Genomic DNA, 26,463 nt, shown 5'->3' with positions numbered 1-26,463 from the left:
GCGTAATCGAAATTGGTTGAATGGGAGCACAACTCCTATTTCCAGAAATTTATTATGGTTATATTGACCAATTGGAGGAAGAAACATACATGTCTGTTTCTTGTTTCTTTGTTCCCAGAGAGAATCGTGGACACCAGATAGAGAAAAGTGATATCCTGTTTTTGGTAGAATATTGTCGAACTACCCCATAAAATGGCTCGACAGTTCATAGATACATGAGGAGATGAGGCATGGACACGAAACAATGGATGTCGGTAACGCTTTTTATCGCAACAGCTCTGATGCTGTTCATCTCCTTCCTGTCTTATCGGAAACGTCATCTTCCTGTTGCCAAAACGATGATTTTTATTATGCTGGCAGCAGCTTGCTATGCGTTTGGTTATGCTTTTGAAGTGTTGAGCGGAAGCCTGAAAGAAGTGAAGTTGTCTCTTCAAATCGAATATTTGGGCATTCCATTCGTGACCACGCTTTGGCTCTTTCAAGTCATTCAGTTTACGGGGACTGCCTCACGTTACCGCAAGCAGCTCGCATTAGCGCTATTCCTTATTCCCATAACCGTCTTTGTCCTGCATGCAACGAATGAATGGCACCATCTTGTCTATAAGCGCTATGTGTTGAATGTGGAATCTTCGATTCCTTTGTATACGACAGTCAAAGGGCCTTGGTATGAAGTGCATACCATCTATAATTATTCTGCTTTACTGTATGGGATGCTGCTGTTTATTCCTATGTATTGGAAAGCTTTGCCGATTGTGCGCAAACAGATTGTAGTTCTTCTTTTGGGCGCGATTGCCCCGATGTTGTTCAATATGTTCTTCTGGTTCGGGGTGACCGTCGATTTGACGCCGTTCGGCTTTGCTGTTTCGGGAGTTGCTTATGTGTGGGGAATTCTTCGGTTTAATTTGCTCCGCCTAACACCGCTCGCTTACGCCAAAGTGTTCGAAACGATCCGTGACGGCGTCATCTTGTTCGATTATGAGGATCAAATTATCAGTTACAATAGAGCAGCGGAAAAAGTTTTTCCTGAGCTCGGTTTGACGAAACGCTATCCCGCCGATATGGCAATGGTTCTGTCAGCCAGTCCGGCTCTGATCCAACATATTCGTGCCGCTGGTGACGGGGACGAACGTTTCCCATTTCACCGAATGTATGCAAACCGAACCAGGCATTACAGTTGTAGTTTGTCGCTCATTTACGAATCCAGTACAGTCTTAATCGGTAAGATATTGATGTTCAACGATATTACGCAGATGAAGGAAAGCGAGGACCGACTCAGGGAGAATGCCCGGCAGTTATCCGACCTGAACGCTTTCAAGGACAAGTTGTTTACCGTCGTGGCGCACGATATTCGGGATCCGATCGCTCTGCTCGTCAGCTTGACTGAGCTGCTTGGCGACGAACTCACAGCGTCAGACTTTGAGCATGCGGAGTTAGTGCGGGAGCTGAAAGGGCAAGTGCAAAGTACGTTCCATCTAGTCGAAAATTTGCTAGACTGGTATCGTAGTCAGGAAGGGAAAGTCGTGTTTCGTCCGCTAGGCTGGAATTTGCAGCAAGTCGTGAGACAAGCCTTGCTGCTGGCCGGAACGAAAGCGGGTATGAAACAAATTCGACTGACAGAGCATATAGACGAGAAGCTCGGAGTTAGAGCAGATAAAGAGATGCTGGATCTGATTCTGCGGAATCTGCTTTCCAACGCGATTAAGTTTACTGGCATCGGTGGCAAGATTGAGATCGAAGCCAGGTTGGAAGGTAAAATGGTTATCGTATCCGTAAGCGACAATGGCGTGGGAATCGATGAACAGACCATGGAATTGCTGCTTAAGGAGGAACCGTTCCTAAAGGTTATGGTGAATGGAGGAGACTCGGGGGATACGAGGTTCGGACTGGCCCTGACACGGGAATTCGTCCGTATCCACGGCGGCAGTCTCTGGTTCGAGAGCCAGCCAGGCATCGGCACGACCTTCTCATTCAGCTTGCCTGCAACGGCAGGCTGGGTGGATGCATTCGACGATGGAGGATTGGAGGAAGACGGATATGAAAGTGATTATGGTGGATGACGAGCCGACAATGCATTTGATACTGCGCAAAATGCTAGCCAAGATGCCGGATGTGCATGTGGCGGCTGCGTTCACGAACACGAAGTCCGCAGCCTCCTTTCTGAGCGAGAATGCGGATATCAACCTAGCATTCGTAGACATTTCTATGCCGGGGGGAAACGGCATGGAGTTTGCCGCGGAGATCGAGCTTGCGGAATCTCATGTACAAATCATCTTCATCACGTCGCACAAGGAATATGCCTTGAAGGCTTACGAGCTGTCCGTACTGGATTATTTGGTCAAGCCTGTAACCCAAGAGCGGCTGGAGCGGGCCGTCAATCGTGCGCGGATGAACCAGAGAGGCGTGCTCTCTCCGTTACTTTCAACTGCCGCACCGACGAATCCGGGAAAGGTCGTTCTTAAGATGCTGGGGGATGTCGTCGTGAGCAATGAAGCGGTCCGCGTGAAATGGATCTCGCGGAAGTGCGCGGAGCTGTTCGCGTATTTGCAGCTGAATCACGGCAAACGGATTCCCCGTTCCAGACTGGTTACGGAAATATTCGGAGGAATGCATCAATCGAAGGCAGAGAGCTATCTGAATACGACGGTCTATCAATTGCGCAAGTCCCTGGAACTAATTGGCTTGCGCGAAGTCGTACGATCAGAGAATGATGGCTATGCGCTGGAATTAAAGGATCCTATGATCGATTATATAGAGTTTGAGAAGCAAGTGGAGGAACTACAGGTCATTGATATTGGCAATATAGAGAGAGCGCTGCAAATTGAACGTCTATATACGGGCGATTTGTTTGGGGATAAGGCGTATGTGTGGGCAATTCATGAAACGGAGCATTATGTGGAATTGTACGCATCATTCGTCAAGCGGCTAGCCGCGATGCTAATCTCATTAAAAGACACAGCCTCGGCGGCGAGATTGCTGCTCAAGCTCAACGAGCGCAATTCGTTGGACGAATCCGTCATTCACCTCCTTATGAGGATCCGGGAGATGACCGGAGACAAAAAAGGATTGACGGCTCTATACACGGATTATGTTCGACTGCTCAGCCGAGAGCTTGGCATCCGCCCATCCGAGGATTTGATTCATCTCTATAATCGGTTGGTAAGCCGATTCTCTGATAGAAAATGACCGCAGGCATTGCTTGCGGTTTTTTGACCATAAAAGGGATTATATTACACGCCATAATTTATATGTTTTGGAGGGAGTTCCACCAGCCGCCTCGCGCGAAAAGGAAGGGAACTACAGTGCGCTATCTACCCCTACTATTTTCCAGAATAGCGTCCTACAGTTCTCTTTGGATTATGCGTTGACACAGAGCGCAGTGTGAAAGGGAACTACGATCCGCTAATTGGCGGGAATCGGGGTAAAAGCAGCATGAAAGGGAACTGAGGTACGTTATTTTAGCGGAAGATGCTGATTCCGACGGGCAATTGGTGACATAGCGGATCGTAGTTCCCAGTGGAGTGGAATATGGCGGTTTTCAGCAATATAGCGGATTCTAGTTCCCTTTGGGCATAGCGATGACGCAGAGCGCAGCGTGAAAGGGAACTACGATCCGCTAATTGGCGGGAATCGGGGTAAAAGCAGCATGAAAGGAACTGAGGTACGTTATTTTAGCGGAAGATGCTCATTCCGACGGGCAATTGGTGATATAGCGGATCGTAGTTCCCAGTGGAGTGGAATATGGCGGTTTTCAGCCATATAGCGGATTCTAGTTCCCTTTGGGCATAGCGATGACGCAGAGCGCAGCGTGAAAGGGAACTACGATCCGCTAATTGGCGGGAACCGGGGTAAAAGCAGCATGAAAGGGAACTGAGGTACGTTATTTTAGCGGAAGATGCTGATTCCGACGGGCAATTGGTGACATAGCGGATCGTAGTTCCCATTGGAGTGGAATATGGCGGTTTTCAGCCATATAGCGGATTCTAGTTCCCTTTGGGCATTGCGATGACACAGAGCGCAGCGTGAAAGGGAACTATGATCAGTTCCCTTTGGGCATAGCGATGACGCAGAGCGCAGCGTGAAAGGGAACTACGATCCGCTAATTGGCCAGAACCGGGGTAAAAGCACGGCGTTCTTTTCCCTCCAAGTTCCTATAGGCAGATGAATGGCATTGAAGTATCATTTACTTAGGGTGATAGCCGATGTTCATTTCTCCTATGTTGCTGCAAGAAGCGAAGGATAACAAAGCTTTTCGCAGTAAAAACTATATTGCGGAACTCAAATTAGATGGTATGCGGTGTATTGTTTCCAATATGGATCGACTGTATGTGTATACGAAGCAAAGTGACTTGATTACCAATAAATTTCCAGAGTTACATAATTGTCCTATACCTGAGGGAACCGTGCTCGACGGAGAATTGGTTGTTTTGGATGATCAAGGCAGATCGGATTATGAAGCGATGACAGCGAGATTTTACGCCAGGAAAAATAAAACGCCAGTGATATTTTATGCTTTTGACATCATGAGATACAAAGGAATTGACGTGACCGCCCTCCCCTTGCTCAAGCGCAAAGAGCTGCTCGATCAGGCTTTCGTTGAAAATGAGAGCTACCGGAAGGTTAGCGTGCATGAGGGGAACGCCGTTGATTATTTTGAACAGATCTGTCGTGAAGGGCTTGAAGGCATCGTGATGAAGTCCAAGAAGGACAACTCCCGATATCAAACTCGCAAGCGTTCCAAACAGTGGCAGAAGGTGATTAACTGGACTTACGCGGATGTCTATATTTCAGGCTACAGGAAAAATGAATTTGCCTTGCTGGCTTCTATCGATTCAGCGAATGGCTCCAAAATTCCGGCCGGCGTGATTGAGATCGGTGTCACCGCGCTTCACAAAGAAACGCTAGAGCGGGTGAAACATCGCCTGGTGTTCAAAGAGGATCAGAATTTTGCTTATATGGAACCGCTGCTCATGGCGAGGATCAAGACTAGAAACTGGACGAAAAGCGGGAAGCTGCGTTCGCCAGTGTTTATGGAATTTGTTGTTTGAAAAAAAAGACTGGATCTCCTTGGATAGGTGGATTCAGTCTTTTCGTTATTATCTATCGTGGATGTGGAATTAGCGTCTTATTCCGCCGGACAATTGTTGTTCCGCAATCTGAATCAGTCTTCTCGTAATATGGCCGCCGATTGCTCCGGTGTCCCGAGTCGCCATGTTGCCATAGTAACCGTCCTGCGGAATTTGGATGCCTAATTCTTGCGCAACTTCATACTTCATTTGATCAAGAGCGGCTCTTGCTTGTTGCACCACTAAGGTATTGCTGCTTCTATTTCTTGCCATTTGGAATCACTCCTTTATTAGGTTAGGAGTATTTTGTGGATTATTTGGATTTTTATTCATTCATCGTCCAAAGATTTCAAGATCAAAGCCAAATCTATGCGAATATGTTGACAGGACAAGTGGATGTCGAATAGTTCTTCCCAACCTTTATCGATCTCGGCAATCATCTGGTCAATATCGCCGCTAGTGATCTTTCTTTCCTCTGTATGAGCTAGCACGGGAGTCCTCCTCCATCATGAATCCTATATTTCTTTCCTATAGAATTCGCTTTTGGATCCTGGTATGAGGGTGTGGGCAGCAATTAGGAACTTTTTTTGCGAATAGAGGGGAAGCGGATCATCACTTCTGTACCGACATTTTTTTGGCTGCTGAAGCGGATCGTGCCTTTCATAGCTTCAATGATTCGGAAGGTAACCATGAGACCTAGCCCAGTTCCTTTTACTTTCGTTGTAAAATAGGGCTCCCCCAGCTTGGATAATTGAGCAGGTTCAATTCCGCTCCCATTATCCTTAATAAGGATAATAACCTCATTCTGCTCTTCATAGGCCTTGATATGAATCTGTCCATCCTTTTGAAAAGCTTCAATGCTATTTTTGATGATGTTAATCAGCGCTTGCTTTAATTTGGGGGAATTCCCCTCCATGAATAAGTCACGAGGGATATGAAGATATACGTTGCCGCCGTGTGAAGTGGCTAAGGGAACGATGATGCCTTCAATTTGTTTCAATTCTTTGGATATATTGAGCTCGGTAAACTCCTCTTCTTGCGGTTTTGCAAAAGTTAAAAAATCGGTAATGATATCGGAAGCTCGATCTAACTCCCCGATAGCGATGCTAATATGGCCTTTGTTCTTCTCATTCGAGCTTTCTGCGACCAACTGTAAAAAGCCGCGGGTAACTTGAAGTGGATTTCTTACTTCATGAGCGACAGAGGCGGTAAGCGAGCTTATCATTTCCATTTTTTCTGACACCTGTACATGCTGGTTATAAAATTCAAGTTCTTTGGAGTAATTCATCAGCAAATCTTGAGAGGCTGCTAGTCTTCTTCCCAATATGACGATTAGCGTGCTGTTGAATCCGAGAATTCCCCATTTCCATAAAAAGAGCTGATGCGTCTGCGAACTGAGATAGTACCAAGTAAGATCGATCGTTGCTAACAAGGCGAACAGAGCAAAACCAAGTGAGAATATGACGGCATCTTTATTCCCTCTTTTCGCAAAGAGCACAGAAAGGGTGATCAGTAAAACAAATTGTATAATCATGATAAAGCCCAAGACAGTAGATGTCATAAAGTAATAAGCATTATTATACTTATAATCACTTAATCGATTAATAATCATGAACAGCAGATAAAAAGCGGAATAAAAAATTTGGAATTTTCGAAAACTTCGAAAGCGATGAAGTTGACCATTTTCGAAAACTTTTTCGAAGTAGTAACTTAGCGTAGGTAAGAATACAGCCAGAGCGATGTCGAACATATCCGAAAAAATAGCCCCGAATTGAGCAAAATAAATATAAGTCAGCGGTGTATTCGTAATAAAAATAATGCCCATAGTGATAAAAATAAGGCTTAGCGAAATCCAACTTGCGATTTGAATTCGCTTCAAATAAATGGCGCAAATGAACATAATGAAAGCAATAAAAATAAACGAACAGCCTATAATGACACTGACTAAGTCCTGCTTCAGAAATTGCCGCATTAACTGAGTATGATTGCCAAGTTGAATGTCAGAGTTAATGCCCAGGCGATCAAGCGTAGTTTCCAGTTTGAGATAAATACTCTTCCCGGCATCTTCTTTGTTAACAGGGATTAATATGCGTTGTACATCATATGGAAATTCGTAATTTACCTCTTGTACAAGTTCCTTGCCTAAATAAACCATCATATGTTGAGCGTATATTTCGTTTATTAGAATACTGTATTGACCGGGTAATTGGGAAGGTAAGTCCACTTTGGCCCAAGCGGTTGAGATCTCTTTGGGTTTCTGAGGAAACGCGCGATAGTCTGGGATACGGAGCCAATCGGAATGATTCGTCTTCAATATGCTATCAATGGAATTTGGTTCATTCCCCCAAATCAAGTTCCATTCGGTGATAATTTCTTTTTCACCCTGACTTTGAGCCTGCAGCTGGGATGAACTGAAACCGAGTCCAATGATCATCATAAGCACTGCGATCCAAAGCGTTCTATGTATGAATGTCATGAAACGGAAGTCACCTCTCCCAGTAATATTATTCTTCTAATTTCTACAAAATTCGACGTTTTCCTGCTTTGTGAACCTTTCCTTTTTTTGAATAATTTTGAGAATGTTCTACAATCGTGACAAATCTTAATTGACTCTAAGCTACATCGTTATATAATGCAAGTGTGAATGTCATTTTTTACAATCTGCTTGGCTGAAAGACATTTTAGCGGGGGGTGAACCGTCATCAAAGCAAAAGACATTATGGTTCGTCAAGTTTACAAAGTGAAGGAATCCGATCCTGTGCGTGTCGTGATTGAGAAATTCATTGAACACAGAATCAGCGGATTGCCTGTCGTTAATGACCGTAATGAAGTAGTCGCTTATATTAGCGATGGCGATATTATGCGTTACATCGGCAAGCACGATGATCATGTTTTCGCTTCCTATTATTACACAGCCGTGTTCAAAGGTGATAATGAAGAATTCCATGAAAGAGTTCACAGTCTGCTTCCTCTAAATGTTATGAAAATGGCCAGGAAAAAGGTCATTGCTGTTGACGCAGAAGAGGACATTGAGCAAATTGCGGCTATTCTGGGTAAAAAAAGAATAAAAAAACTGCCTGTGCTGCGCAGAGGCGTTCTAGTCGGCATCATCAGTCGAGGCGATGTAATCAGGCACTCTTTTCAGTTCATTTTATAACCGTGCTAAGATCAAGCAGTTCGAAGATCTGCTTGAGGACGATTTGAAGAATTAAGAGATGTGTCCATCCTAAGGTTGCCCAGCGGGCAGCCTTTTTGGTTTAAGCATTTTGGGGATAAGTAGGCTTAATTAAGGTTTTTCGAAGAAAGTTGATCTTTCTGCGGCATTTGCTAATTTACGGGCAAGTGGGCGTTTTTTTATGATGAACAGGAAGAAGGGAGGGAAGAGTCGTGTGCAGGAAAGCAGCGGAGAAATCACCTTGTCAGTAGGTATAGGAACAATCGTCTCAATCCATGAAAAGGAGCTGATTCATTAGAATGATGAGTATAAGATTACAAAAGCGAACGGCAGTAGGAATCGTATTACTGTTGATTCTCGGTCTGCTCGGTCCATGGTCAACAGCAGGTACGCCTATAGCCCAAGCAGCGTCCCCCTGGCCTCCCGCTGTGTTGTCTGGACTTCATATGCCATTCGGACCAGCGGATTCGCTGGTCACCTCACAGAACCCGCCTGATTTCAAGTGGCCAGCAGTTAGCGGCGCCGACAAATACGATCTTCAAGTCAGCCGCAGCGCGACCGTGTCGGAAGTGGTTTATGAGAATCAAACGTTGACGGTGAATTTTTATAATTTTCCTCATACTTTTGATGACGGCACTTGGTATTGGCGGGTCCGGTACCACACCGCAGCAGGCGGATGGTCGGAATGGAGCGACATTCGGAAGTTTCGCATCCAGGAGCATAATGTGCCCTTCGTTGTACCGTCAATAGAAGAATTGATGGGCCGAATCAGTGCACAGCATCCGCGGATATTTACGACACCCGATAAGCTTGCTGAATTTCGGAGTCTTTCCCAAACGACAGGGAAAGCTTTTTACGATGCGAAGCTAGCATCGCTAACGAATGTCGTCCCTGCACAGCCGACGTTCCCCTACGAATTATCACATCCTCGTGATGAGGAGTGGGCGAAAGCAACAACCACGCTAAGGAGTTATTCCGATAATGTCGTTAATCAGATGATGGATGCGGCATTCGTTTATCTGGTGTCGGGTTCTGCTGCTGTTGGACAAAACGCCAAAGATCGGCTATTAAGCATAGCGAGCTGGGATCCGAACGGCTCGACAAGCTATGAGATTCAGACTCAGGTTCACCGATATATCGCACTTTGCTCGGCCATGGCCTATGACTGGATGTATGATTTGTTGACACCTGTAGAACGAGCAAAGATCAAATCCATGATTCAGGTCCGGACACAAACCTTAGTCAATGACTTAGTTGTGACGCATTCTATTGCAAATAACCCTTACGACCCGCATGGTTGGACTGGCATAGGGTTCATCGGCATCATCGCCACGGCGATGCTTACCGATATTCCGGAAGCCGAGCAATGGTTCAAAGATGTTGTTCCGGCCTATATCAATATTTTGCCTCCCTGGGGTGGCGAGGATGGCGGTTGGGGACAAGGAACAGGCTATTGGCAGTGGTCATCCTTTTTCAACAAACAGTTTATGGATGTCCTTATGGCAGCAAGCGGAATGAACTTATATGCCAAAGCTTATTCGCGCAATGAAGGGATGTATCCGCTATATGCTTTCCCGAACGGAAGTCCAAAGGGCAACTTCGGAGACGATAGCGAACAAGCGCCTGGCAGTTCAAACGTAACGGTGTATAACCGTCTTGCTCAGATATATGGAGATCCGCATCTGAAATGGGCGGCGGATGCGATCGGCATGAAGCCTACAGCAGATTTGAACAATTATTTCTACGGAACGGAAACATTAACGCCAAGACCTCCTATGGACCTGCCAGATGCCAGGTGGTTCCAAGATGTGGGGCAGGTCGCGATGCATTCCGAGCTGTACGATCCGGCTCGGATTTCCTTCTATTTTAAATCCAGCCCTTACGGCAGCTTCAGCCACAGTCATGCTAATCAGAACGGCTTCGTCCTGAATGCTTATGGCGAATCGCTCGCCATTGACAGTGGATTCTATGATTCATATTTCAGCGATCATGATGCCAAATATGCGAAGCAAACGTTTGCTTCCAATGCCATTACCTTCGACCGCAAGCAAGGACAGCCCATTGATAACTTGAATGCCGACGGCCAAATCTTAGGATTCGTCACCAGTCCTGATTTCGACGCCACGAGTGGGGATGCGTCTGCCGCCTATATGGGCAAATTGGCGAAAGCTGACCGTCATGTCATCTATATCAGACCGGATGCCTTTGTCGTGATCGATCAATTGCAAAGCAATGATCCGAGCGGGAATGAATTCGAGTGGCGGCTTCATGCCGAAGACGAGCTCGATATCGATGCCGATCAGGCTGGTGCGACGATTATGAAACGGGATGCCGGGCTCAAGGTTCGGATGTTGGCGCCAGCGAATCTTCACGCGGCAACGGAAGATCAATTTCTGGATCAATACGGCATTGAACAGAAGCCGAAGGGGAGTTTCGCGAATGAAGAGCAGAAGCATGCGGCTTTCATCGCTCCCCGCACGACAGCAACGACGTTCGTGGCGACGCTTAACCCCTTCAAGCGAGGGACAACTCCGCCCAATGTGGTCTCCGAAAATCATGGCAATTATATGAAATTGACGTATGAAGATGGTTCAGTCGTGTATGTCAGGCTGACAATGAGTGGGGAAATTGACGCCGGGACGATCCGTTTTAACGGAGCGGCTGTGGCCACAAAGGGAGATACCGTGCTGCTTGTGAACGGCACCAAAGTGGTGAAGAACGGGAACACGCTGATCGAGAGCAGCCAGCCTTCCACGATTGTATATGGAAACGACCGCTTATCGGTATCCGGTTTGCAAGAAACGGAGGTTGCCGTGCAGGCTCCGGGACTAACGCGGCTTCGCGAGAGCAGCAGTGGTGAGGACATTCCGCGCGGAGGAGCCGTTGCAGGTGGGATAGCGGATCGCGGCGTTTATTGGGAGTTCGCCGGCAGTACGCTGACCCTACGTGTGGAGAAGGGTCAGCGGGCTTTCAAACTCAACAACACGCCGATGCCTCATCCGTTGAACGCTGCAACCCTGCAGACTTTGATCGGAGGCGTATCGGACACCGTTACGCTTCAAGTTTACAGCGATACGGAAGACGTCCCTGTCGCTTGGGGGAAAATCAACAACCCAGCCGGCCTTTACGAAGTGGAAGCAGCGCCTGCTGGATTCATTTTCGAAAAGCATGGACGCCCGAACAGTTTGTATTTGGAACAGAATGCGGCCATTATCAACCGTGGAGCAGGCGGGTTGCTCAAGCTGAAGCGCGTTGGCGATGGAGGTGCTGCAGAGACTTTGGTGTGGACGGATCCGGATGCCAAGCGGTCAGCGCTTTCTATGCAGTGGCAGGAAGCGGAGAATTTCGTGGCTTCAGGCGGTAAAACCTTCTCCAAATATACGACTAGAGCCTTCCTATCCGGAGGGATCGGGATTGGTGATTGGGATCAGCCCGGTCAATGGGTCACGTGGAAGTTTGACGTTCCCCAAGCAGGTAATTACGATTTCTTTCTAAAGTATGTAGCTGGCTGGAACCTTCCTGCGGGTCAGCAAACTGCTCGTTATGCAATGATCGGAAGCCAGCCTTACTATTTTGAGGCGCCAAAAACGCAAGATTATGGAACGCAATCTGAATATTGGCGAGGACTCAGGCTGAAGACTGGGCAGCCACTGCCTGCTGGTCCCATCGAAATAACGATGTGGAACGCGGCGGGAGCGATGAATCTGGACTATGTTGGGATCATACAAGTCAAGGATGATGAGTATGTTCCTACAGTCCCTGGCAACTTGGCGTCTGCCGCCCAAACGGAAACAACGGCAGCATTGTCTTGGAGTGCTTCTACAGATAATGCAGCTATCAAAGCATACAATGTCTATGTGGATGGTAAACAGAAACTAGTAGTTCCCAGCGGTACGCTTTCTGCCACAATTACAGGACTAGAAGCAGGGCATACGTATTCACTAACAGTCAAGGCAGTGGATACGAGTGATAATCTTTCCTCGGCAAGTGCTGCGCTGAGTGTGACGACCAATGATTCGGCAGCGCCTGAATGGGGAGCGGCTGCAGCCATCCGCGCACCGCAGCTATTCACGCAAACAGCAAGGCTGGAGTGGGATCAAGCGACGGATAATTCCGGTAAGGTCGCAGCCTATACCATCTACCAGAAACAGGCCGGGCAAGCAGCTTTCACGCAAATAGGAACTTTCAATGAACAGCATAATGATGTATCAGGCTTGCAGCCTGGGGAGACGTATACCTTTATGGTGAAAGCGAAAGACCCCAAAGGGAATGAATCTGCAACCGGACCGACGACTACCGTGACGATGCCTGCAACTTTGACTAACAACAGCTACTATGAAACTTTTGATAACTGGACGAATGCCAATGTGACAAGCCCGACCGGCAATTGGAGCTTCTACAAAGAGCATGGCACGACGATTGAAATTGTGCCGCTGCCAGGCTCCAGCAGCAAGGCCTTGAAGATGTTGGATAATTGGTACGATACTGCGAATGAATACGGTGAAAGCACAGCCATCGGCAGAGACAATACACCGCTTAATGGCAAAGTGACTTTCGAAACCAAATTTATGTTTAGCAAGGTGGATGAGTACAACTACGGAAACGTAGAGATGTATCTGAGTGGAGGCGGTAAAGATGCGGTGCGCTTCACTATTTTCAGCGACGGGACCATAGGTTATCGCAAAAAGGTGAACAACGCAGATGTGAATGTCAAGATTCCAATGGAAAAATTTCTGATACCCAAAGACCAATGGATCACATTGCGTTTCGATTTGGATACGGCTTCTAAGACGTATGTGATAAGGATGCAGACGCAGGCACTTATTAATGAGGGAGGCTTGGCTTTCAGCGGGTTAGACCCTTCCACAGGTGTGTATCAGTCTGGAGTAATTCCATTCTTTGAAAGCAATTTTACCGGTACGGCATTAAATAAGTTCTCTATTCGGCAGTACCGGTACAAGAGCAGCTTCTTGTTTGACTATATAACGATGTACGAACGGACAGAGCCCGTCCTGCTAGCTCCGGGGAATGTGCAGTTGGTCTCCCAAACCGATGTGTCAGCAACCGTGTCTTGGAGTCCTGCGACAGGTAATACGACTGTAACGGAGTATCAGATTTATGCGGATGGTACGCAGAAAGCGATCGTCCCAGGAAACACGCTTTCCGCCACATTGGATGGTCTCGAAGGTGGGCATACGTATGCCGTTACGGTGAAGGCGATCGGCAGCAACGGCAGTCTGAGCGCCACGAGCAGCCCGTTAACGGTGCTGATGAATGATAGTACGCCGCCGACATGGAGCGGGGCAGCTTCGCTCCGCTCGGTCCAACTATTCCCTAAGACGGCAAGGCTGGGCTGGGATCAGGCGACGGATAACTCAGGTACAGTCACCGCGTATTCGTTATACCAACTGAACGGTTCTCCCGCCACAGCTGTGAAGCTGGCGACAGTTTCCACCAATACGTATGATGTGAAAGGGCTCCAGCCGGGGGCAACGTATACCTTCAAAGTGGAGGCTGCGGATGCCAAAGGCAATGAATCGTTGAATGGACCGACGTTAACTGTAACGCTGCCTACAGCTAGCAGCCATGGGGAATATTATGAAACGTTCGATGACATGGCGATTGGGAACTTAGGAAACAGCGGCAGCTGGTCGACGAATACGTCACCGGGCTCGACGGTAACCATTGAGCCGCTGCCCAGCGGAGGCAAAGCGTTAAAGCTGGTCGATAATACCTACAGTTCTACGAATGAATACGTAGAAATGCCTATGGTGAAGAGGGCGAATACCCCGCTAGGCGGGGCAGTCACCTTCGAGACCAAATTTATGTTTAGTCCCTTGAATCACACCGGAGGAAATCTGGATCTTCTGCTGCGCAGTGCTTCATCGGATGCCGTCCGGTTCACGTTATTTTCCGACAGTTCGCTGGGCTACTATAAAATGGTGAATGGCGTCAATACCGCTTTCCGAATTCCCAAGAGCGGATTCACACTGCCGAGCAACCAATGGGTCACCCTGCGTTTTGATCTCGATATGACGGCCAAAACGTACGCGGTTGCCATGCAGTCAGATGCCTTCCAAAGCTACACGGGAACGGCGGATGCTCCTGGCACACTCGATCGTTCAACCGGGATTTACCGGATCAATGCTATCCCGTTCTATAACAATAATTTCGCGATAACGGAGATCGATGCCGTGCGGATTAGTGCTTATCGGTTTACGGGGAACTACTGGTTCGATGATCTGACGATGTACAACACGGAGGCGTCATTGCCAGCCTCAGTGCCGATATCGATCAAGTAACGCTCACTTATCATTGCTAAGATCACATACTTAAGGGTTATCCCGAAGTCCGCAAGGATGAGGGATAACCTTTTTCTTTACAACAATTATATTATTTGTTTTAATAGGAACTAGATAGGTACCAGACAACATAATGTGGCGAATCTAACATAAGAGGTGGAGGCCCGAATGAAGAAGCTTCAACCTATTTATTTATTAATTCGTAATCGGTCGAACTCTTTATTCCTGCGATTAGTTGCGGGTTTTTTGTGCATCATCATCCTTTTAGTTTCCCTCACACTGTATTCCATTTCCGTCTCCAAGTCCAACGTCCGCAAGGAAATTGTGCAATATAACACGCTTATGTTGAACAGTACGATGGACAGCTACGAGAAGCATTTCGAGATGCTTAATAAGCAGATGCATCTATACCTCTATAACGAAGAAGTCCAACGGCTTCAGTACAACCCCCAATACATCAATTATCCCATTCTTCAACGTGAAATGAATACCTGGGTGTCCAACTCCTATTTGTTCATCGATAATATCGTGTTGTATGCCAAGCGTGATGCGTTCGTGCTGGAGAAAGGCACAAGCACCGACGCGTCCACCATGTTCAATGTGTTCCATGTCAGTCCAGACTATCCGCTCGAATTCTGGCAGAAGCAGTTCGAAGAGAACTATAGCAGCCGCATATTGCCATCCGCCGTTTTCTATAATGAGATGAATAGTTACCGCGCCGCAAGCAGCAAGCTGATCCCGATTGTGTATAAGACGAAGGGAAACAACGAGTTCATGATCATTGTGTTTCTGGATGCGGATAAAATGTTCAAGGCTTTTCACGTAGCGCCTAGCGACGACTTCGTCATGTACAATGATCTGGGACAAACCATTTTCAACAGCGGAGGGCCAAAACCCTTCATTGCATTAAGCGATTTGCAGAAGGATAGCAAGGCATTGATTCGTCATGGCGATTATCATTTCTATGGCTCAGGCAAAGTGAGCGGATTTACCTACATTCATCGTGTTCCGGTCGACAAGATTGTATCCCAGACCCGGCTGAATATCACACTTGTTGCGATTCTCGTGCTCTCGGTGACGTTGAGCATCATCGCCGCTCTGCTTATTGCCGCCCGGATTAACAATCCGCTGCAAAAAGTGATTAGATCAACCCAGGAAGGCAGACCGCTTAGGTCGAGCATTCGGGAATTCGATCTCATCAGCCATCAATTGTACGATAAGAAAAAAACGGATCAGCAGCTTGCCTTATTCAACCATTTGAAGGCGATTCGGCAGGACGATACGACTTCAGCGCTGCTGGATTTCAGGGAAAGAAGTTATGTATTCGTACTCTTTCATGTAATGGGCAAGAAAAATTACGACTGGGAGCATGTCTCATTCCAGAAATGGCTCTATTATATGAAAGCCTTTATTGAAAATGAACTGAACCAAAGTTTCCCGGATTCCCTGACCTTCCAGATTGAACATAATCAAATCCTCAGTCTTGTATTCAACGAGCGCAGAGATCAGTTGGACACTTTACTTGAACGGATGAAGGAGACTTTCGGACAAGATCGGGAATATGGCTTGATGACCATGGCTGTATCGAGCGAATACCGTCATTCGGAGCATATCGCAACTGCGTATCAAGAGGTGCAAGGCGTGCTGGGCAAGCGGAGATTAATCGACGCTGTTCAAATCGTATCAGCCCCGCTCGATATGTATCCTTCGCCTGTTTTTACGACCAATCAGGACAAAGAATTTTGTGTGAATCTGCGTGAAGGCAATGTTGAACAGTTGGAGACTTTCATGACGCGCTATTATGCTAGATGGGAAGGGGAGCAGATGAGCGCTGCGACGTTAGCCCGCTTTGCTGATATGCTGCTGGATAAAATCAAAAGCGAAGTTTCCAATGTGTTGGACAACCCTGGCACGATGCAAACCCTTTTGGAGCAAACGCAGAATAAGGTGCAGGAATGTGTCGCCGTCAGCGAATTGGAGCTGCTGTTGCAGCAAGCAGTCGCCCAGGCTGCCCAAGCGGTCAGGGAGAAGAAGCAGCAAACGGAACAGAAAGATCCAGTCACAGTGTTCATCATGGATTATGTGAACGAACGATACGCCGAAGATTTGTATTTGGATGTGCTTGCCCAACAGCTGAATTTGAGCGGCGGCTACCTATCCTCCTATTTCAAGGAGAAAACCGGCATGAACATTGTCGATTATATCAATGAAATTCGCATTGGCAAGGCGACCGGTATGCTCGAACAAAACAAGTTGAAAATCCATGATGTCGCCGAAGCGGTCGGTTATCGGAATATCACTTCATTTAACAGGATGTTTAAAAAGTATACAGGGATCACACCAAGTGAATTTCGCAAAAAACCATCGCCCAGATCCTAGTCAGAAGCTTCGCGCCAGCGGGGCTTTTCTTCATTTCTGCGCCATATGACTCTGAGAAACTAAACACTTTTATCGAAACTTAATCGTATTTTTAGGTATCTGAATAAAGTTGATGTTTTCGCGGCTTTCATTTATTTACCGAATAGCAGCCTTTCCCTATGATGAAGGTGTCAAGGATCGCAAATGATTTCACACACAGAAAGGGGTTACCAAATGAAACAAATGAGGAAAAGTACGCTAGTCCTGTCGGTGATTGCATCATCGCTCTTGATGGCCACGGCGTGCAGCAGTGAAACGGGCAAAGGGACAGACAAGGCAACCACTCAACCGAACACAGCGTCTGATGCTGCAGCAAGCAAGCTGCCGGAACCGGCGACCCTTCGAGTATTTACGGAAAATCAGACGGCATGGCCGGCCAAAGCGGACTGGGGCACCTGGAAATGGGTCAAGGAAGAAACGAACATTACGGTTAAACAGGAACTGGCTACAGGCCCGGAATCACTCTCGCTTTCCGTATCATCGGGAGACATGCCGGATGTCCTGTCTGTTTTTCCAAACGAGGTTCAGAAGTTCGGTCCACAAGGAGCGTTCTTGGATTTATCCAAATACATGGATAAAATGCCGAATGTCAAAGCCTATCTTAAAGCGAATCCCGACATACGCGAACGGATTACGATGCCAGGCGGAGAAATTTACAGCATTATTAACGACGGAGCGGGCGCTGGCAGTCAGATGGTGTGGTTTTATAGGGAAGATATTTTCAAGAAGAACAATTTGCAGGTACCCAAAACATGGGATGAGCTGTACGAAACGTCAAAAAAGCTGAAAGAGCTATATCCGGACAGCTACCCGTTCGTATTCCGTCATGGCATTGCCACTCTGGATACGTTCAGCCCTTCTTTCGGCTTCTATCCAAGCTTCTACCAAGATCCGAAAACAGGGAAAATGGACTATGGCATGAAACAACCGGCTGCCAAGTCGATGATTACGTATTTAAATAAATTTCAGAAAGACAAATTGATTCCGCCAGATTGGCTCACAATGGACTACAAAGCATGGACACAATTCATGTCCTCGAATAAATCGTTCATTACTGTACAATTTATCGGTCAAATCGAGATTATGAACAACCAACTTAAAGAAGGCAATTTGAAATTCATGGCGCCGCCAGTCGGAGTGGGAACTCAGCCGTATTTGCCAAGAGGCGGTACGGAGGAATTTGGATTCGCAGTCGCTTCCAAGACGACGAAACAAGATGCCGCTCTTCGCTATCTGGATTACATTTATTCGGAGAAAGGCAAGGACATTCAGAGCTGGGGAAAAGAAGGAGAGACGTATACGATCGAAGGCGGCAAGCGAAAGTTCAAGCCTGTTTACAAAGAAGCCAACGATTTGCGCCGAGAATCCGGGATTCAAACAGCAGGAACCTACGGATGGTTTGATTTTAACGCCTGGCTTGCGCTAGTCAAGGAAAGCGAGCAGTTCTCCTATCAGGAGGCTCCCAAATATCGGTTCCCAACCTATAATAGAATGCCTGTTCTGACCCAGGAGGAAGCGGCTTCTATCGCCGTACCGGGCGACCAACTGTTCAAATTCTACACGTCTTCGCTCAGCAAGTTTATTTTGGGAGAAACACCGCTGACCGAATGGGATAAATTCACCCAGGATCTGGATAAATATGATTTGAAAAAAATGCTGTCAACGTACCAGACTGCCTTGGATCGGCAAAAAGCAAATGCAAGTAAATAAGCAATGATCGATAATCGTTGGGTCATATTCCCGCTGAGACAGGCATATGGCTCAACCATAATAAAAGAGGAGGCACCGTCTTGAATCAAACGATCTTCCAGAGATTGATGCGGGACCGAGTCTACTTTCTGCTGCTTGCCCCCGCACTGCTCTACTATATTCTGTTTCGTTATGTGCCTATGTTCGGGATTATTATTTCCTTCAAGGACTATAATCTGTTCAAAGGCGTTTGGGCGAGCGAATGGGTGGGGCTTAAATATTACCGGATGTTTATTAGCAATCCCGATGCGTTGATCATTATCAAGAATACGATTGTATTAGGCGGATACCGACTGCTTTTCGGTTTTCCGGCGCCTATCATTCTCGCGCTGTTATTTAACGAAATGAGATTTAAACGGTTTAAAAAATTCGTCCAGTCTGTCAGCTACATGCCTTATTTTCTTTCGACTGTCGTTGTTTCCAGCATTCTCATCATGATCTTGTCGCCAAGTACCGGCGTAGTGAACAATATCATCCAGTCCTGGGGGCTCGAGCCCATCAGTTTCCTGCAGAAACCGGAATGGTTCCGGGCTATCTATGTCACCTCGGATATTTGGCAATCGGCTGGCTTCGGCACGATTATTTATCTAGCCGCCTTGGCTTCGGTCGACCCTCATTTATATGAAGCAGCGGAAATTGATGGCGCGGGCAGGTGGAAGCAAACGCTGCATGTTACAGTGCCATCCCTTATTCCGGCGATGGTCATTATTTTCATTTTACAGATGGGCCAAGTACTTGATTTGGCTTTTGATAAAGCGTTCCTGCTGGGGAATGCAGCGAATTTGGAAACGGCCGATATCATTCCTACTTATGTGTACAGGATTGGTATCTTGCAAGGAAGCTTTAGTTACGCGGCAGCCATTGATCTTGCCATGGGAATTGTAGGATTTATTTTCGTCTATTCCGCGAACCGGATTGCCCGCAAAGTAGGAGATACCAGTTTATGGTAAAGGAGATGAGCGATTGTCCAGGCGCATAGGCGTTTTTGATATCATCAATGTTTTGCTGCTCGCTCTGGTTGCTGCAGCAGCGTTGTTCCCTTTTATCCATATGGCTTCTGTCGTGTTAAGCACGCCTGATCATGTGGTCAAGAATGAAGTTGGTCTTTGGCCAAGAGGCTTTCAATTGGATGCCATCAAAGCGGTGCTTAGCGATCAGCGTATCTGGATCGGTTATAAGAATACACTCATTTATGTCGTTCTTGGCACCATCATTTCTATGTTTATTACCGTAACGGGCGCTTACGCGCTATCGAGAAAGTCGCTGGTATTCGGCAAAAGCATCATGCTGATGATTGTCTTCACAATCATGTTTAATGGCGGTGTTATCCCTTTTTACATTGTGGCACGTGGATATGGCTTGATGAATACAATTTGGGCGATGGTGCTGCCTAACGCACTGAATACGTTTAATCTCATCATCGTCCGCACGTTTTTCCAAGGATTTCCTAAGGAGATTGAGGAGTCTGGCAGGATCGACGGCTTGTCCGACATCGGGGTATTGACGCACATGGTTATCCCATTATCGAAGCCAGTTCTAATGACAATCGGCTTATTCTATTCCGTTGAAATCTGGAACTCTTTTACCGGTGCGCTGCTTTTTCTGCGCGATGCCAGTTTGCACCCGCTTCAACTCATCATCCGCAACATGGTGATCGTGGGCCAAGTTGGTGACATCGTGGAAACCTCCACAGCGAGCGGACAACATGTTGTATTGGAATCCTTACGGTACGGCGTTATTCTGATAGCTGCGCTGCCCATTATCTTGGTGTATCCTTTTATCCAGAAATATTTTGAAAAAGGCGCCTTGATCGGATCTGTGAAAGGATAATGACAGGGTTGTTTTGCGAGAAAGGGTACAATTTTTAGCTTTAAGCAAAAAAGTTGAGTCTTTAACAAAAATGATAGTACCCAGGCCGCTCCAGTGCCGCTACTATGAATGAAGGAAACGAACAGAACCAATGAATTGAGGTTATCCACACATGGCATACAACTTATCGCAGTTGAACCAAACGGGCATGCCGCCGCTTCTGCAAGGCATCGAGAGCATCATGCAGTGGGAAGAGAAGCTAAACGGTATTCGCAGCACTTGGCTGGAATATATAGGAGAATTGCCCCAGAGGGAGCCTGTGAAGCTGCAGGTTCGTTCCCAGAGCAAACAGTCTGGTCATACCCGTCTGCATGTGGCCTATGATACGGTTTATGGCGACACGGTTACAGCTTATCTGCTCGTTCCAGAGGCACAAGCGCCAGGGCCAGCCGGATATCCGGCCGTGCTCGCGCTGCATCCGACGCATGAGCAGGGGAAGGACGATATTGCCATGTCCTCAGGTCGCAAGAATCGGATCTACGCCCTCGAATTGGTGGAACGGGGGTATGTTGTGCTCGTTCCGGATGCACTTACGGCGGGGGAACGCATTTACCCGAATAAGCCAGCGTTTAACAGCGAGCCTTTCTATGAGCATCACCCGGGCTGGTCGACCGTTGCCAAAAATATAACGGACCACATGCAGGGCGTGGATGTGCTGTGCGCGCTGGATTATGTAAATCCATCAGCTATCGGGGTGATCGGCCACTCGTTCGGCGGCTACAATTCTTACTTTCTCGCAGGCATCGACAAGCGTGTGAAAGCCGTCGTTTCCAGCTGCGGTTTCAGTCCCTTTACGGGTGACCCCTATCCAGCACACTGGAGCTACCGGAACTACCCCTATACGCACATTCCGCAAATATCGGCAGATTTGGCTATAGATCAAATTCCATTCGAGTTCCATGAGATCGCTGCGTTATGCGCCCCGGTACCTTTTTTCAACTATGCAGCTCAGGCGGATACCATTTTTCCCCATTGGAAAGCTGTAGCAGAAGGAATGCTGGAGCTCTCGAAGCTGTACGGCTGGTTAGGCAAAGCGGACCGTTTCCGATCCTATCTCGGGGATGGGGGTCATGATTTTCCTGCGGAGATCCGCCTGTTGGCTTATGCCTTTTTGGATGATTGGCTAAAGCATTGAGGGCTCCTCATGCTCTGTGACGGTACAATGTCACGGGGCATGATTTTTTTGCTCATGATGCAGCATTTTTGTGGAATAGGCCATTTCTGCTCAAAAAAGCAGCAGTGGATGACAAAAAGAAAGGAGCTGCATACAAGCTGCTTAGCTCCTTTTTTTGCGTGAACGAGGAGTTACCCCCCGGCTTATCCCCGGCTATCCCCGGCTACCTCGGCTACCTCGGCTACCCGGCTACCCCGGCTACCCCGGCTATCCCCGTCTACCCCGACTATCCCGGCTATCCCCGCGCGGAGATAAGGGAACCGTAGTTTCCCTCTGCACTATGCGATGACACAGAACCTAGCGTGAAAAGGAACTACGATCCGCTAATTGGCGGAAACGGAGGTAAAAGTAGCATGAAAGGGAACTGAGGTACGCTAATTAAGCGGAACATGCTGATTCCGGGCAGGAAATGGTGAAATAACGGATCGTAGTTCCCACTGGCGTGGAATAAGGCTGTTTTCAGCATTATAGCGGATCGTAGTTCCCTTTGGGTCTCACGAGGGCTGTTTCACCCGACTAATGAAAAACGAAAGAATCAGCGCCACAGCAGTAATCCCCGTCGCTATCAGAAAGGCATCATTGATGCCGTTAATCGTTGAATCCTTCACCGAAGTGGCATACAGCAATGTGGAAACAAGCTTCGTTCCCGCAGCTACCGGAATATGCGCCATAGCCGCTATGCCGTTGCCTAATCGGCTGAGCTCGCTCAGGGTGAAGGGATTCGTTGAGGTGAACGTGCTGCTTTTGTTGCCCAAATGGAAATCAGCCCTGGAGCTCATCACCGTGACCAGAAGGGCAGTGCCCAGCGAACCGGCCACTTGCCTGAGCGTATTCGACATCGCCGTTCCATGGCTGTGCAGATGCCGCGGCAGTTGATTCATGCCCTCTGTCATGATGGTCATCATCATGAAGGACATGCCGAACATGCGCAGACAATAGAGCAGCAAGATATGATTGTACGTGGTGTCAGCCGTCAATTGGCTGAACTCCCAGGTCGTGGCCGTGGTGATGAGCAGCCCAACGATGGCTAGCAATCGAACGCCAATACGGTCGAAAATCATCCCGGCAATCGGCTGCATGACCCCCATCAGAATAGCGCCCGGCAGCAGCAGCAAGCCGGAAGCCAGCGGGGTGAAGCCGCGAATGTTTTGCAGGTAGATGGGAAGCAGGATCATAGCTGCGAACATCGCCATATTGATAATGGAGCTGACGATCGTCGTCAACGTGAAAATGTTGTAAGTGAACACACGCAAGTCGATCATAGGTTCTTTCACTGTCAGCTCCCGCCAGACGAAGAGGATAAGACTGACGATGCCGACAAGCATCGTGCCCAGCACCTTCACACTCAGCCATCCGGCAGAGCCTGCTTCGCTGAAGGCAAAGAGCAAGCCGCCAAAGCCGACAGTGGAGAAGAGGAAGCCCCAGAAATCGAACTTCACCTTCGACATCTTGGTCACATTCCCCATGAGAAAGAAAGCCAAGATGATATCGATCAACCCGATCGGCAGAACGATATAAAATAAGAGTCGCCAAGTGTAGGTTTGCACGATCCACCCGGAAAGCGTAGGGCCAATCGCCGGTGCGAAAATCATGGCAATGCCCATCGTTCCCATAGCGCTGCCCCTTTTTTCAGGAGGAAATACGGTCAAGAATACCGTCATCATCAGCGGCATAATAATTCCAGCACCTGATGCTTGTACGACTCGGCCTGCCATGAGGATGGAGAAGTTAGGTGCAACAGCGCAAATGACGGCTCCGGCAGTGAATAAAATCATCGCAGTGAGGAACATAAACCTGGATCCATAGCGCTCGATGAGAAAGGCGGTAATGGGAATCATCACCCCGTTCACCAGCATATAACCCGTCGTGAGCCACTGTACAACATTGGCCGAAACGTTGAAATCCGTCATGATATGGGGAATGGCAACGTTGATCAGCGTCTGATTCAGAATCGAGACAAAGGCGCCCAGCATAAGCACGGTCAGCAGCTGTCCGACTTTGATTTCTGCCTTCTTTTCTAGATCGGACCGCACCGCGGATTCACCGCCAGATTCGAATTGACCACTCAATTCATCGGACATTTCGACGAGCAAGTTGGACGGTTCTGGAATCGGGGTATAATGGCCAACCGGGAGCGGGCTGCGTTTCTTTCTATTTCTGACGTAGATCCAATTCACGGCGAAGAGAACGAGCAAACTGAATAGTCCGTAACCGGCTGCATACATATTCATCATGGTGCTCCCTTACTTATGGATACGTGCCGTAACACTCATGCCTGGAATAATCCCCAATCCCCGATTGCCCTCTAACGAAATGGTAACAGGAATAACCTGTGTCACTTTCGTATAGTTGCCATTTGCATTGGACGAGGGCATCAGCGAGAAGGTCCCCGCTGTCGTTAATCCCAGCCGCTCCACTCTGCCCCCCAAGGTAGTTCCTGGAAAGGCGTCCACATACACGTCTACGGCTTGTCCAACCTTTACGTCATTTAAATCCGTTTCTTTCACATTTGCGGTCACCCATAGCCGGTCCAAATCGTAGATGTACGCTAGCGGTAAACCGGGTGATACCATCGCATCGACAACGGCGCTTTGTTGAACGATCGTTCCCCCCTTAGGCGCTGTGATATCAACAGAACCAGTCGAAGTTAATACACTTCCTAGTCGATCTCCGGACGAAGCCTTCTTGCTCACATCTCCTGACCAACTCGTCAGTTTGCCGGCAGCCGAAGAGCTGACGACAATCTGCTCACCACTTACCTGAGCATTATTCGTGCTTAAATAGTTAATCGACCGATTGTAAAAGTAATAGCCTAACCCTGCCCCTCCGATAAGAATGATCAGGAGAACAATATTGAGAACAATCATCTTGATCGTACCCTTCATGGATCAACCGCCTTTTCTGTGAAATAGGTGCTAACACAAATAATATTCCCCTATAAAAAAGGGAATATGTGAGGGGGTTATGAAGAGGGATAATAAATCAAAGTTTTGTAAATGGCTTTGGTATCAGATACATTTCGATAGGTATGAGGCCGATCCGCTGAGAAATGAATCGCATCTCCGATGCCAAGCAGGTAGCTTTCTTGCGCAATGGTCAGCTCCAGCTTCCCTGCTACCATGAGGATGTACTCCTCAACGCCGTCGTTATGAGGTTCGGATGCATGCGAGCAGCCTGCTTCCATTTCGACCGTGTATACCTCAAAGCTTTTTTGCGGATGAAAAGGGAACAAAGGATACGCGCGGTACGCGCCGTCTTCCTCTTCGAAGGGTGAGAGCTCCGCAGCTCGAACCACCGTAATTTTCGGTTCATCATCTTCGATAAGGCTCGTAAAGGAAATTTGCAGTCCACTGACAATTTTCCAAAGTACGGATATCGTAGGATTGGAATCCCCTCGTTCGATTTGACCCAGCATCGCCTTGCTCACTCCGGTCAATTCCGCCACCTGATCCAGGCTTAATCCCCGTGTTTTGCGTATGTTCAAAAGCTTTCTACCAACCATTTTATGTATGGGCTCGTTCATTGTACATCCTCCTAGATCATGGGAAAATTATTTCCTGGTTTTTGAAAAGTGCCTATTTACAATATAACATACATTCGTGTAATATCGTATACATAAGGATTAAAACGCACAAATGTATGTTATAACAAACGAGATAGGGGGGGACGGCATGGGTGGAACGATGGTTGGATTAGTGAAAGAGCAGAGAGGGCCTGGTGCTGTTCTGAAAGAAGTTCCTGTTCCGATCTGCGGAGAGGATGAGGTGTTGGTTAAGATCAAAGCCACATCTATCTGCGGAACGGACGTGCATATTTACAAGTGGGATGCATGGGCAGATCAAACGGTGCTTACACCTAATGTGTTTGGACACGAATTTGCAGGCATTGTAGTGGAAACGGGCGCGAGGGCAACCGGCGTTAAAATAGGTGATCACGTATCGGCTGAAGGTCACATCGTATGCGGCATTTGCAAAGCTTGTCGAACCGGTAACGCTCATGTCTGCCCGAATACCAAAAGTTTTGGCATAACGGCACCAGGCTGTTTTGCTGAATATGCGGTGGTGAAAGCCAGCAACATTATTCACAACGATGCCACTTTGCCTTTTGAAATCGCTTGCTTGCAAGATCCGCTGGGCAATGCAGTGCAAACCGTGCTGTCTGGCGATATCGTGGGGAAATCGGTCGCTATCATTGGCGTAGGGCCGATTGGACTCCTCGCGATTAAAGTGGCCAGAGCCTGCGGAGCAGGGACGATCTATGCGGTCGATATCAATGCCAATCGGCTGCAGATGGCGATGGATATGGGAGCGGACCACGGCATTCATGCTCTGGAAACGCGAACATCAGAAGCGCTGCTCGCTTTGACGGATGGGGAAGGCGTGGAAGTTGTCCTCGAGATGTCCGGCAGTCCGCAAGCGATTGCAGAGGGTTTTCAGGCTGCAGCCAAAGCAGGGCGTGTTTCCTTGCTGGGCATTCCGACCCGTGAGGTAAGCTTGGATGTGACGAATCATATTATCTTCAAAGGATTGCGGGTTGAGGGAATCACCGGTCGCAAAATGTATGATTCCTGGTATCAAATGAAAGGCTTGCTGAATCAAAAGCGCATCGACCTTGCCTCTGTGATTACCCATCGATTTACACTTGATCACTATGAGGAAGCATTTCGTTTAATGGCCGAAGGGCAATGTGGGAAAATAGTATTTAATCATTAAT

The 26,463-nt window shown here is 47.7% G+C and carries 17 protein-coding genes; 11 read left to right on the top strand and 6 right to left on the bottom strand.

Features of this window, described 5'->3' with window-relative positions; all coding sequences use genetic code 11:
• Positions 1-230: 230 nt before the first annotated feature.
• From IEY34_RS11950 to IEY34_RS11940, 3 genes are all read left to right on the top strand, one after another.
• Positions 231-2,057 carry a sensor histidine kinase gene (locus IEY34_RS11950; RefSeq protein WP_189011679.1) on the top strand — a complete coding sequence of 609 codons (1,827 nt, stop codon included), beginning with the start codon at positions 231-233 and terminating at the stop codon, positions 2,055-2,057.
• Positions 2,035-3,183 carry a response regulator gene (locus IEY34_RS11945; RefSeq protein ID WP_189011678.1) on the top strand — a complete coding sequence of 383 codons (1,149 nt, stop codon included), beginning with the start codon at positions 2,035-2,037 and terminating at the stop codon, positions 3,181-3,183. The genes IEY34_RS11950 and IEY34_RS11945 overlap by 23 nt, the downstream gene beginning before the upstream one ends.
• Positions 3,184-4,199: 1,016 nt before the next feature.
• Positions 4,200-5,045 carry an ATP-dependent DNA ligase gene (locus IEY34_RS11940; RefSeq protein WP_229757603.1) on the top strand — a complete coding sequence of 282 codons (846 nt, stop codon included), beginning with the start codon at positions 4,200-4,202 and terminating at the stop codon, positions 5,043-5,045.
• 69 nt (positions 5,046-5,114) lie between these two features.
• On the opposite strand, the gene IEY34_RS11935 is transcribed toward IEY34_RS11940, so the two are convergent.
• The 3 genes from IEY34_RS11935 to IEY34_RS11925 form a co-directional block, all read right to left on the bottom strand.
• A complete protein-coding gene (locus IEY34_RS11935; protein WP_189011676.1) occupies positions 5,115-5,336 on the bottom strand; it encodes an alpha/beta-type small acid-soluble spore protein in 222 nt (73 codons plus the stop codon).
• 56 nt (positions 5,337-5,392) lie between these two features.
• Complete coding sequence (locus tag IEY34_RS11930) at positions 5,393-5,554, bottom strand: hypothetical protein (RefSeq protein ID WP_189011674.1); 162 nt, start codon at positions 5,552-5,554, stop codon at positions 5,393-5,395.
• An 83-nt stretch (positions 5,555-5,637) separates the two neighbouring features.
• The gene (locus tag IEY34_RS11925) at positions 5,638-7,539 is read right to left on the bottom strand and encodes a sensor histidine kinase (protein WP_189011672.1); all 1,902 of its coding nucleotides are present in this window, start codon (positions 7,537-7,539) and stop codon (positions 5,638-5,640) included.
• Positions 7,540-7,764: 225 nt separating this feature from the next.
• Here IEY34_RS11925 and IEY34_RS11920 point away from each other — a divergent pair, with 225 nt between their 5' ends.
• From IEY34_RS11920 to IEY34_RS11890, 7 genes are all read left to right on the top strand, one after another.
• Positions 7,765-8,220 carry a CBS domain-containing protein gene (locus IEY34_RS11920; protein ID WP_189011798.1) on the top strand — a complete coding sequence of 152 codons (456 nt, stop codon included), beginning with the start codon at positions 7,765-7,767 and terminating at the stop codon, positions 8,218-8,220.
• Positions 8,221-8,537: 317 nt separating this feature from the next.
• Positions 8,538-14,540 (top strand): fibronectin type III domain-containing protein, encoded by a 6,003-nt coding sequence (locus IEY34_RS11915; RefSeq protein ID WP_189011670.1) that lies wholly within the window; start codon positions 8,538-8,540, stop codon positions 14,538-14,540.
• 168 nt (positions 14,541-14,708) lie between these two features.
• On the top strand, positions 14,709-16,919 hold the full coding sequence (locus IEY34_RS11910; RefSeq protein ID WP_189011668.1) for a helix-turn-helix domain-containing protein: 2,211 nt from the start codon (positions 14,709-14,711) through the stop codon (positions 16,917-16,919).
• A gap of 213 nt (positions 16,920-17,132) precedes the next feature.
• Positions 17,133-18,668 carry an extracellular solute-binding protein gene (locus tag IEY34_RS11905; protein WP_189011666.1) on the top strand — a complete coding sequence of 512 codons (1,536 nt, stop codon included), beginning with the start codon at positions 17,133-17,135 and terminating at the stop codon, positions 18,666-18,668.
• Between the two features lie 80 nt (positions 18,669-18,748).
• Positions 18,749-19,657 (top strand): ABC transporter permease, encoded by a 909-nt coding sequence (locus IEY34_RS11900; RefSeq protein ID WP_229757601.1) that lies wholly within the window; start codon positions 18,749-18,751, stop codon positions 19,655-19,657.
• A 13-nt stretch (positions 19,658-19,670) separates the two neighbouring features.
• Positions 19,671-20,537, top strand: a complete 867-nt coding sequence (locus tag IEY34_RS11895; protein ID WP_229757600.1) for a carbohydrate ABC transporter permease — start codon at positions 19,671-19,673, stop codon at positions 20,535-20,537.
• A 151-nt stretch (positions 20,538-20,688) separates the two neighbouring features.
• Positions 20,689-21,711 (top strand): alpha/beta hydrolase family protein, encoded by a 1,023-nt coding sequence (locus IEY34_RS11890; protein WP_189011663.1) that lies wholly within the window; start codon positions 20,689-20,691, stop codon positions 21,709-21,711.
• Positions 21,712-22,244: 533 nt separating this feature from the next.
• Here IEY34_RS11890 and IEY34_RS11885 read toward each other — a convergent pair.
• From IEY34_RS11885 to IEY34_RS11875, 3 genes are all read right to left on the bottom strand, one after another.
• Positions 22,245-23,981, bottom strand: coding sequence for a DHA2 family efflux MFS transporter permease subunit (locus IEY34_RS11885; protein ID WP_189011785.1), 1,737 nt, complete (start codon positions 23,979-23,981; stop codon positions 22,245-22,247).
• A 12-nt stretch (positions 23,982-23,993) separates the two neighbouring features.
• Positions 23,994-24,635: an HlyD family secretion protein gene (locus tag IEY34_RS11880; RefSeq protein WP_229757599.1), complete on the bottom strand. Its 642-nt coding sequence runs from the start codon at positions 24,633-24,635 to the stop codon at positions 23,994-23,996.
• A 77-nt stretch (positions 24,636-24,712) separates the two neighbouring features.
• Positions 24,713-25,273 carry a helix-turn-helix domain-containing protein gene (locus tag IEY34_RS11875; RefSeq protein ID WP_189011662.1) on the bottom strand — a complete coding sequence of 187 codons (561 nt, stop codon included), beginning with the start codon at positions 25,271-25,273 and terminating at the stop codon, positions 24,713-24,715.
• 148 nt (positions 25,274-25,421) lie between these two features.
• On the opposite strand from IEY34_RS11875, the gene tdh reads away from it, so the two are divergent.
• Positions 25,422-26,462: an L-threonine 3-dehydrogenase gene (gene tdh, locus IEY34_RS11870; RefSeq protein ID WP_189011660.1), complete on the top strand. Its 1,041-nt coding sequence runs from the start codon at positions 25,422-25,424 to the stop codon at positions 26,460-26,462.
• The last annotated feature ends 1 nt before the right edge of the window (position 26,463 follow it).

The sequence above is a fragment of the Paenibacillus marchantiophytorum genome, assembly GCF_014640555.1.
Lineage (GTDB): Bacteria > Bacillota > Bacilli > Paenibacillales > NBRC-103111 > Paenibacillus_E > Paenibacillus_E marchantiophytorum.
Note: the sequence above shows the minus strand (reverse complement) of the source record. Positions and strands in the feature narration are given on the sequence as shown.

What these genes read in the sequence shown, in the direction of transcription:
- IEY34_RS11950 (WP_189011679.1), top strand. Translation starts at nt 231, where the DNA reads ATGGACACGAAACAATGGATGTCGGTAACGCTTTTTATCGCAACAGCT.
- IEY34_RS11945 (WP_189011678.1), top strand. Translation starts at nt 2,035, where the DNA reads ATGAAAGTGATTATGGTGGATGACGAGCCGACAATGCATTTGATACTG.
- IEY34_RS11940 (WP_229757603.1), top strand. Translation starts at nt 4,200, where the DNA reads ATGTTCATTTCTCCTATGTTGCTGCAAGAAGCGAAGGATAACAAAGCT.
- IEY34_RS11935 (WP_189011676.1), bottom strand. Translation starts at nt 5,336, where the DNA reads ATGGCAAGAAATAGAAGCAGCAATACCTTAGTGGTGCAACAAGCAAGA.
- IEY34_RS11925 (WP_189011672.1), bottom strand. Translation starts at nt 7,539, where the DNA reads ATGACATTCATACATAGAACGCTTTGGATCGCAGTGCTTATGATGATC.
- IEY34_RS11915 (WP_189011670.1), top strand. Translation starts at nt 8,538, where the DNA reads ATGATGAGTATAAGATTACAAAAGCGAACGGCAGTAGGAATCGTATTA.
- IEY34_RS11910 (WP_189011668.1), top strand. Translation starts at nt 14,709, where the DNA reads ATGAAGAAGCTTCAACCTATTTATTTATTAATTCGTAATCGGTCGAAC.
- IEY34_RS11905 (WP_189011666.1), top strand. Translation starts at nt 17,133, where the DNA reads ATGAAACAAATGAGGAAAAGTACGCTAGTCCTGTCGGTGATTGCATCA.
- IEY34_RS11890 (WP_189011663.1), top strand. Translation starts at nt 20,689, where the DNA reads ATGGCATACAACTTATCGCAGTTGAACCAAACGGGCATGCCGCCGCTT.
- IEY34_RS11885 (WP_189011785.1), bottom strand. Translation starts at nt 23,981, where the DNA reads ATGAATATGTATGCAGCCGGTTACGGACTATTCAGTTTGCTCGTTCTC.
- IEY34_RS11880 (WP_229757599.1), bottom strand. Translation starts at nt 24,635, where the DNA reads ATGAAGGGTACGATCAAGATGATTGTTCTCAATATTGTTCTCCTGATC.
- IEY34_RS11875 (WP_189011662.1), bottom strand. Translation starts at nt 25,273, where the DNA reads ATGAACGAGCCCATACATAAAATGGTTGGTAGAAAGCTTTTGAACATA.
- tdh (WP_189011660.1), top strand. Translation starts at nt 25,422, where the DNA reads ATGGGTGGAACGATGGTTGGATTAGTGAAAGAGCAGAGAGGGCCTGGT.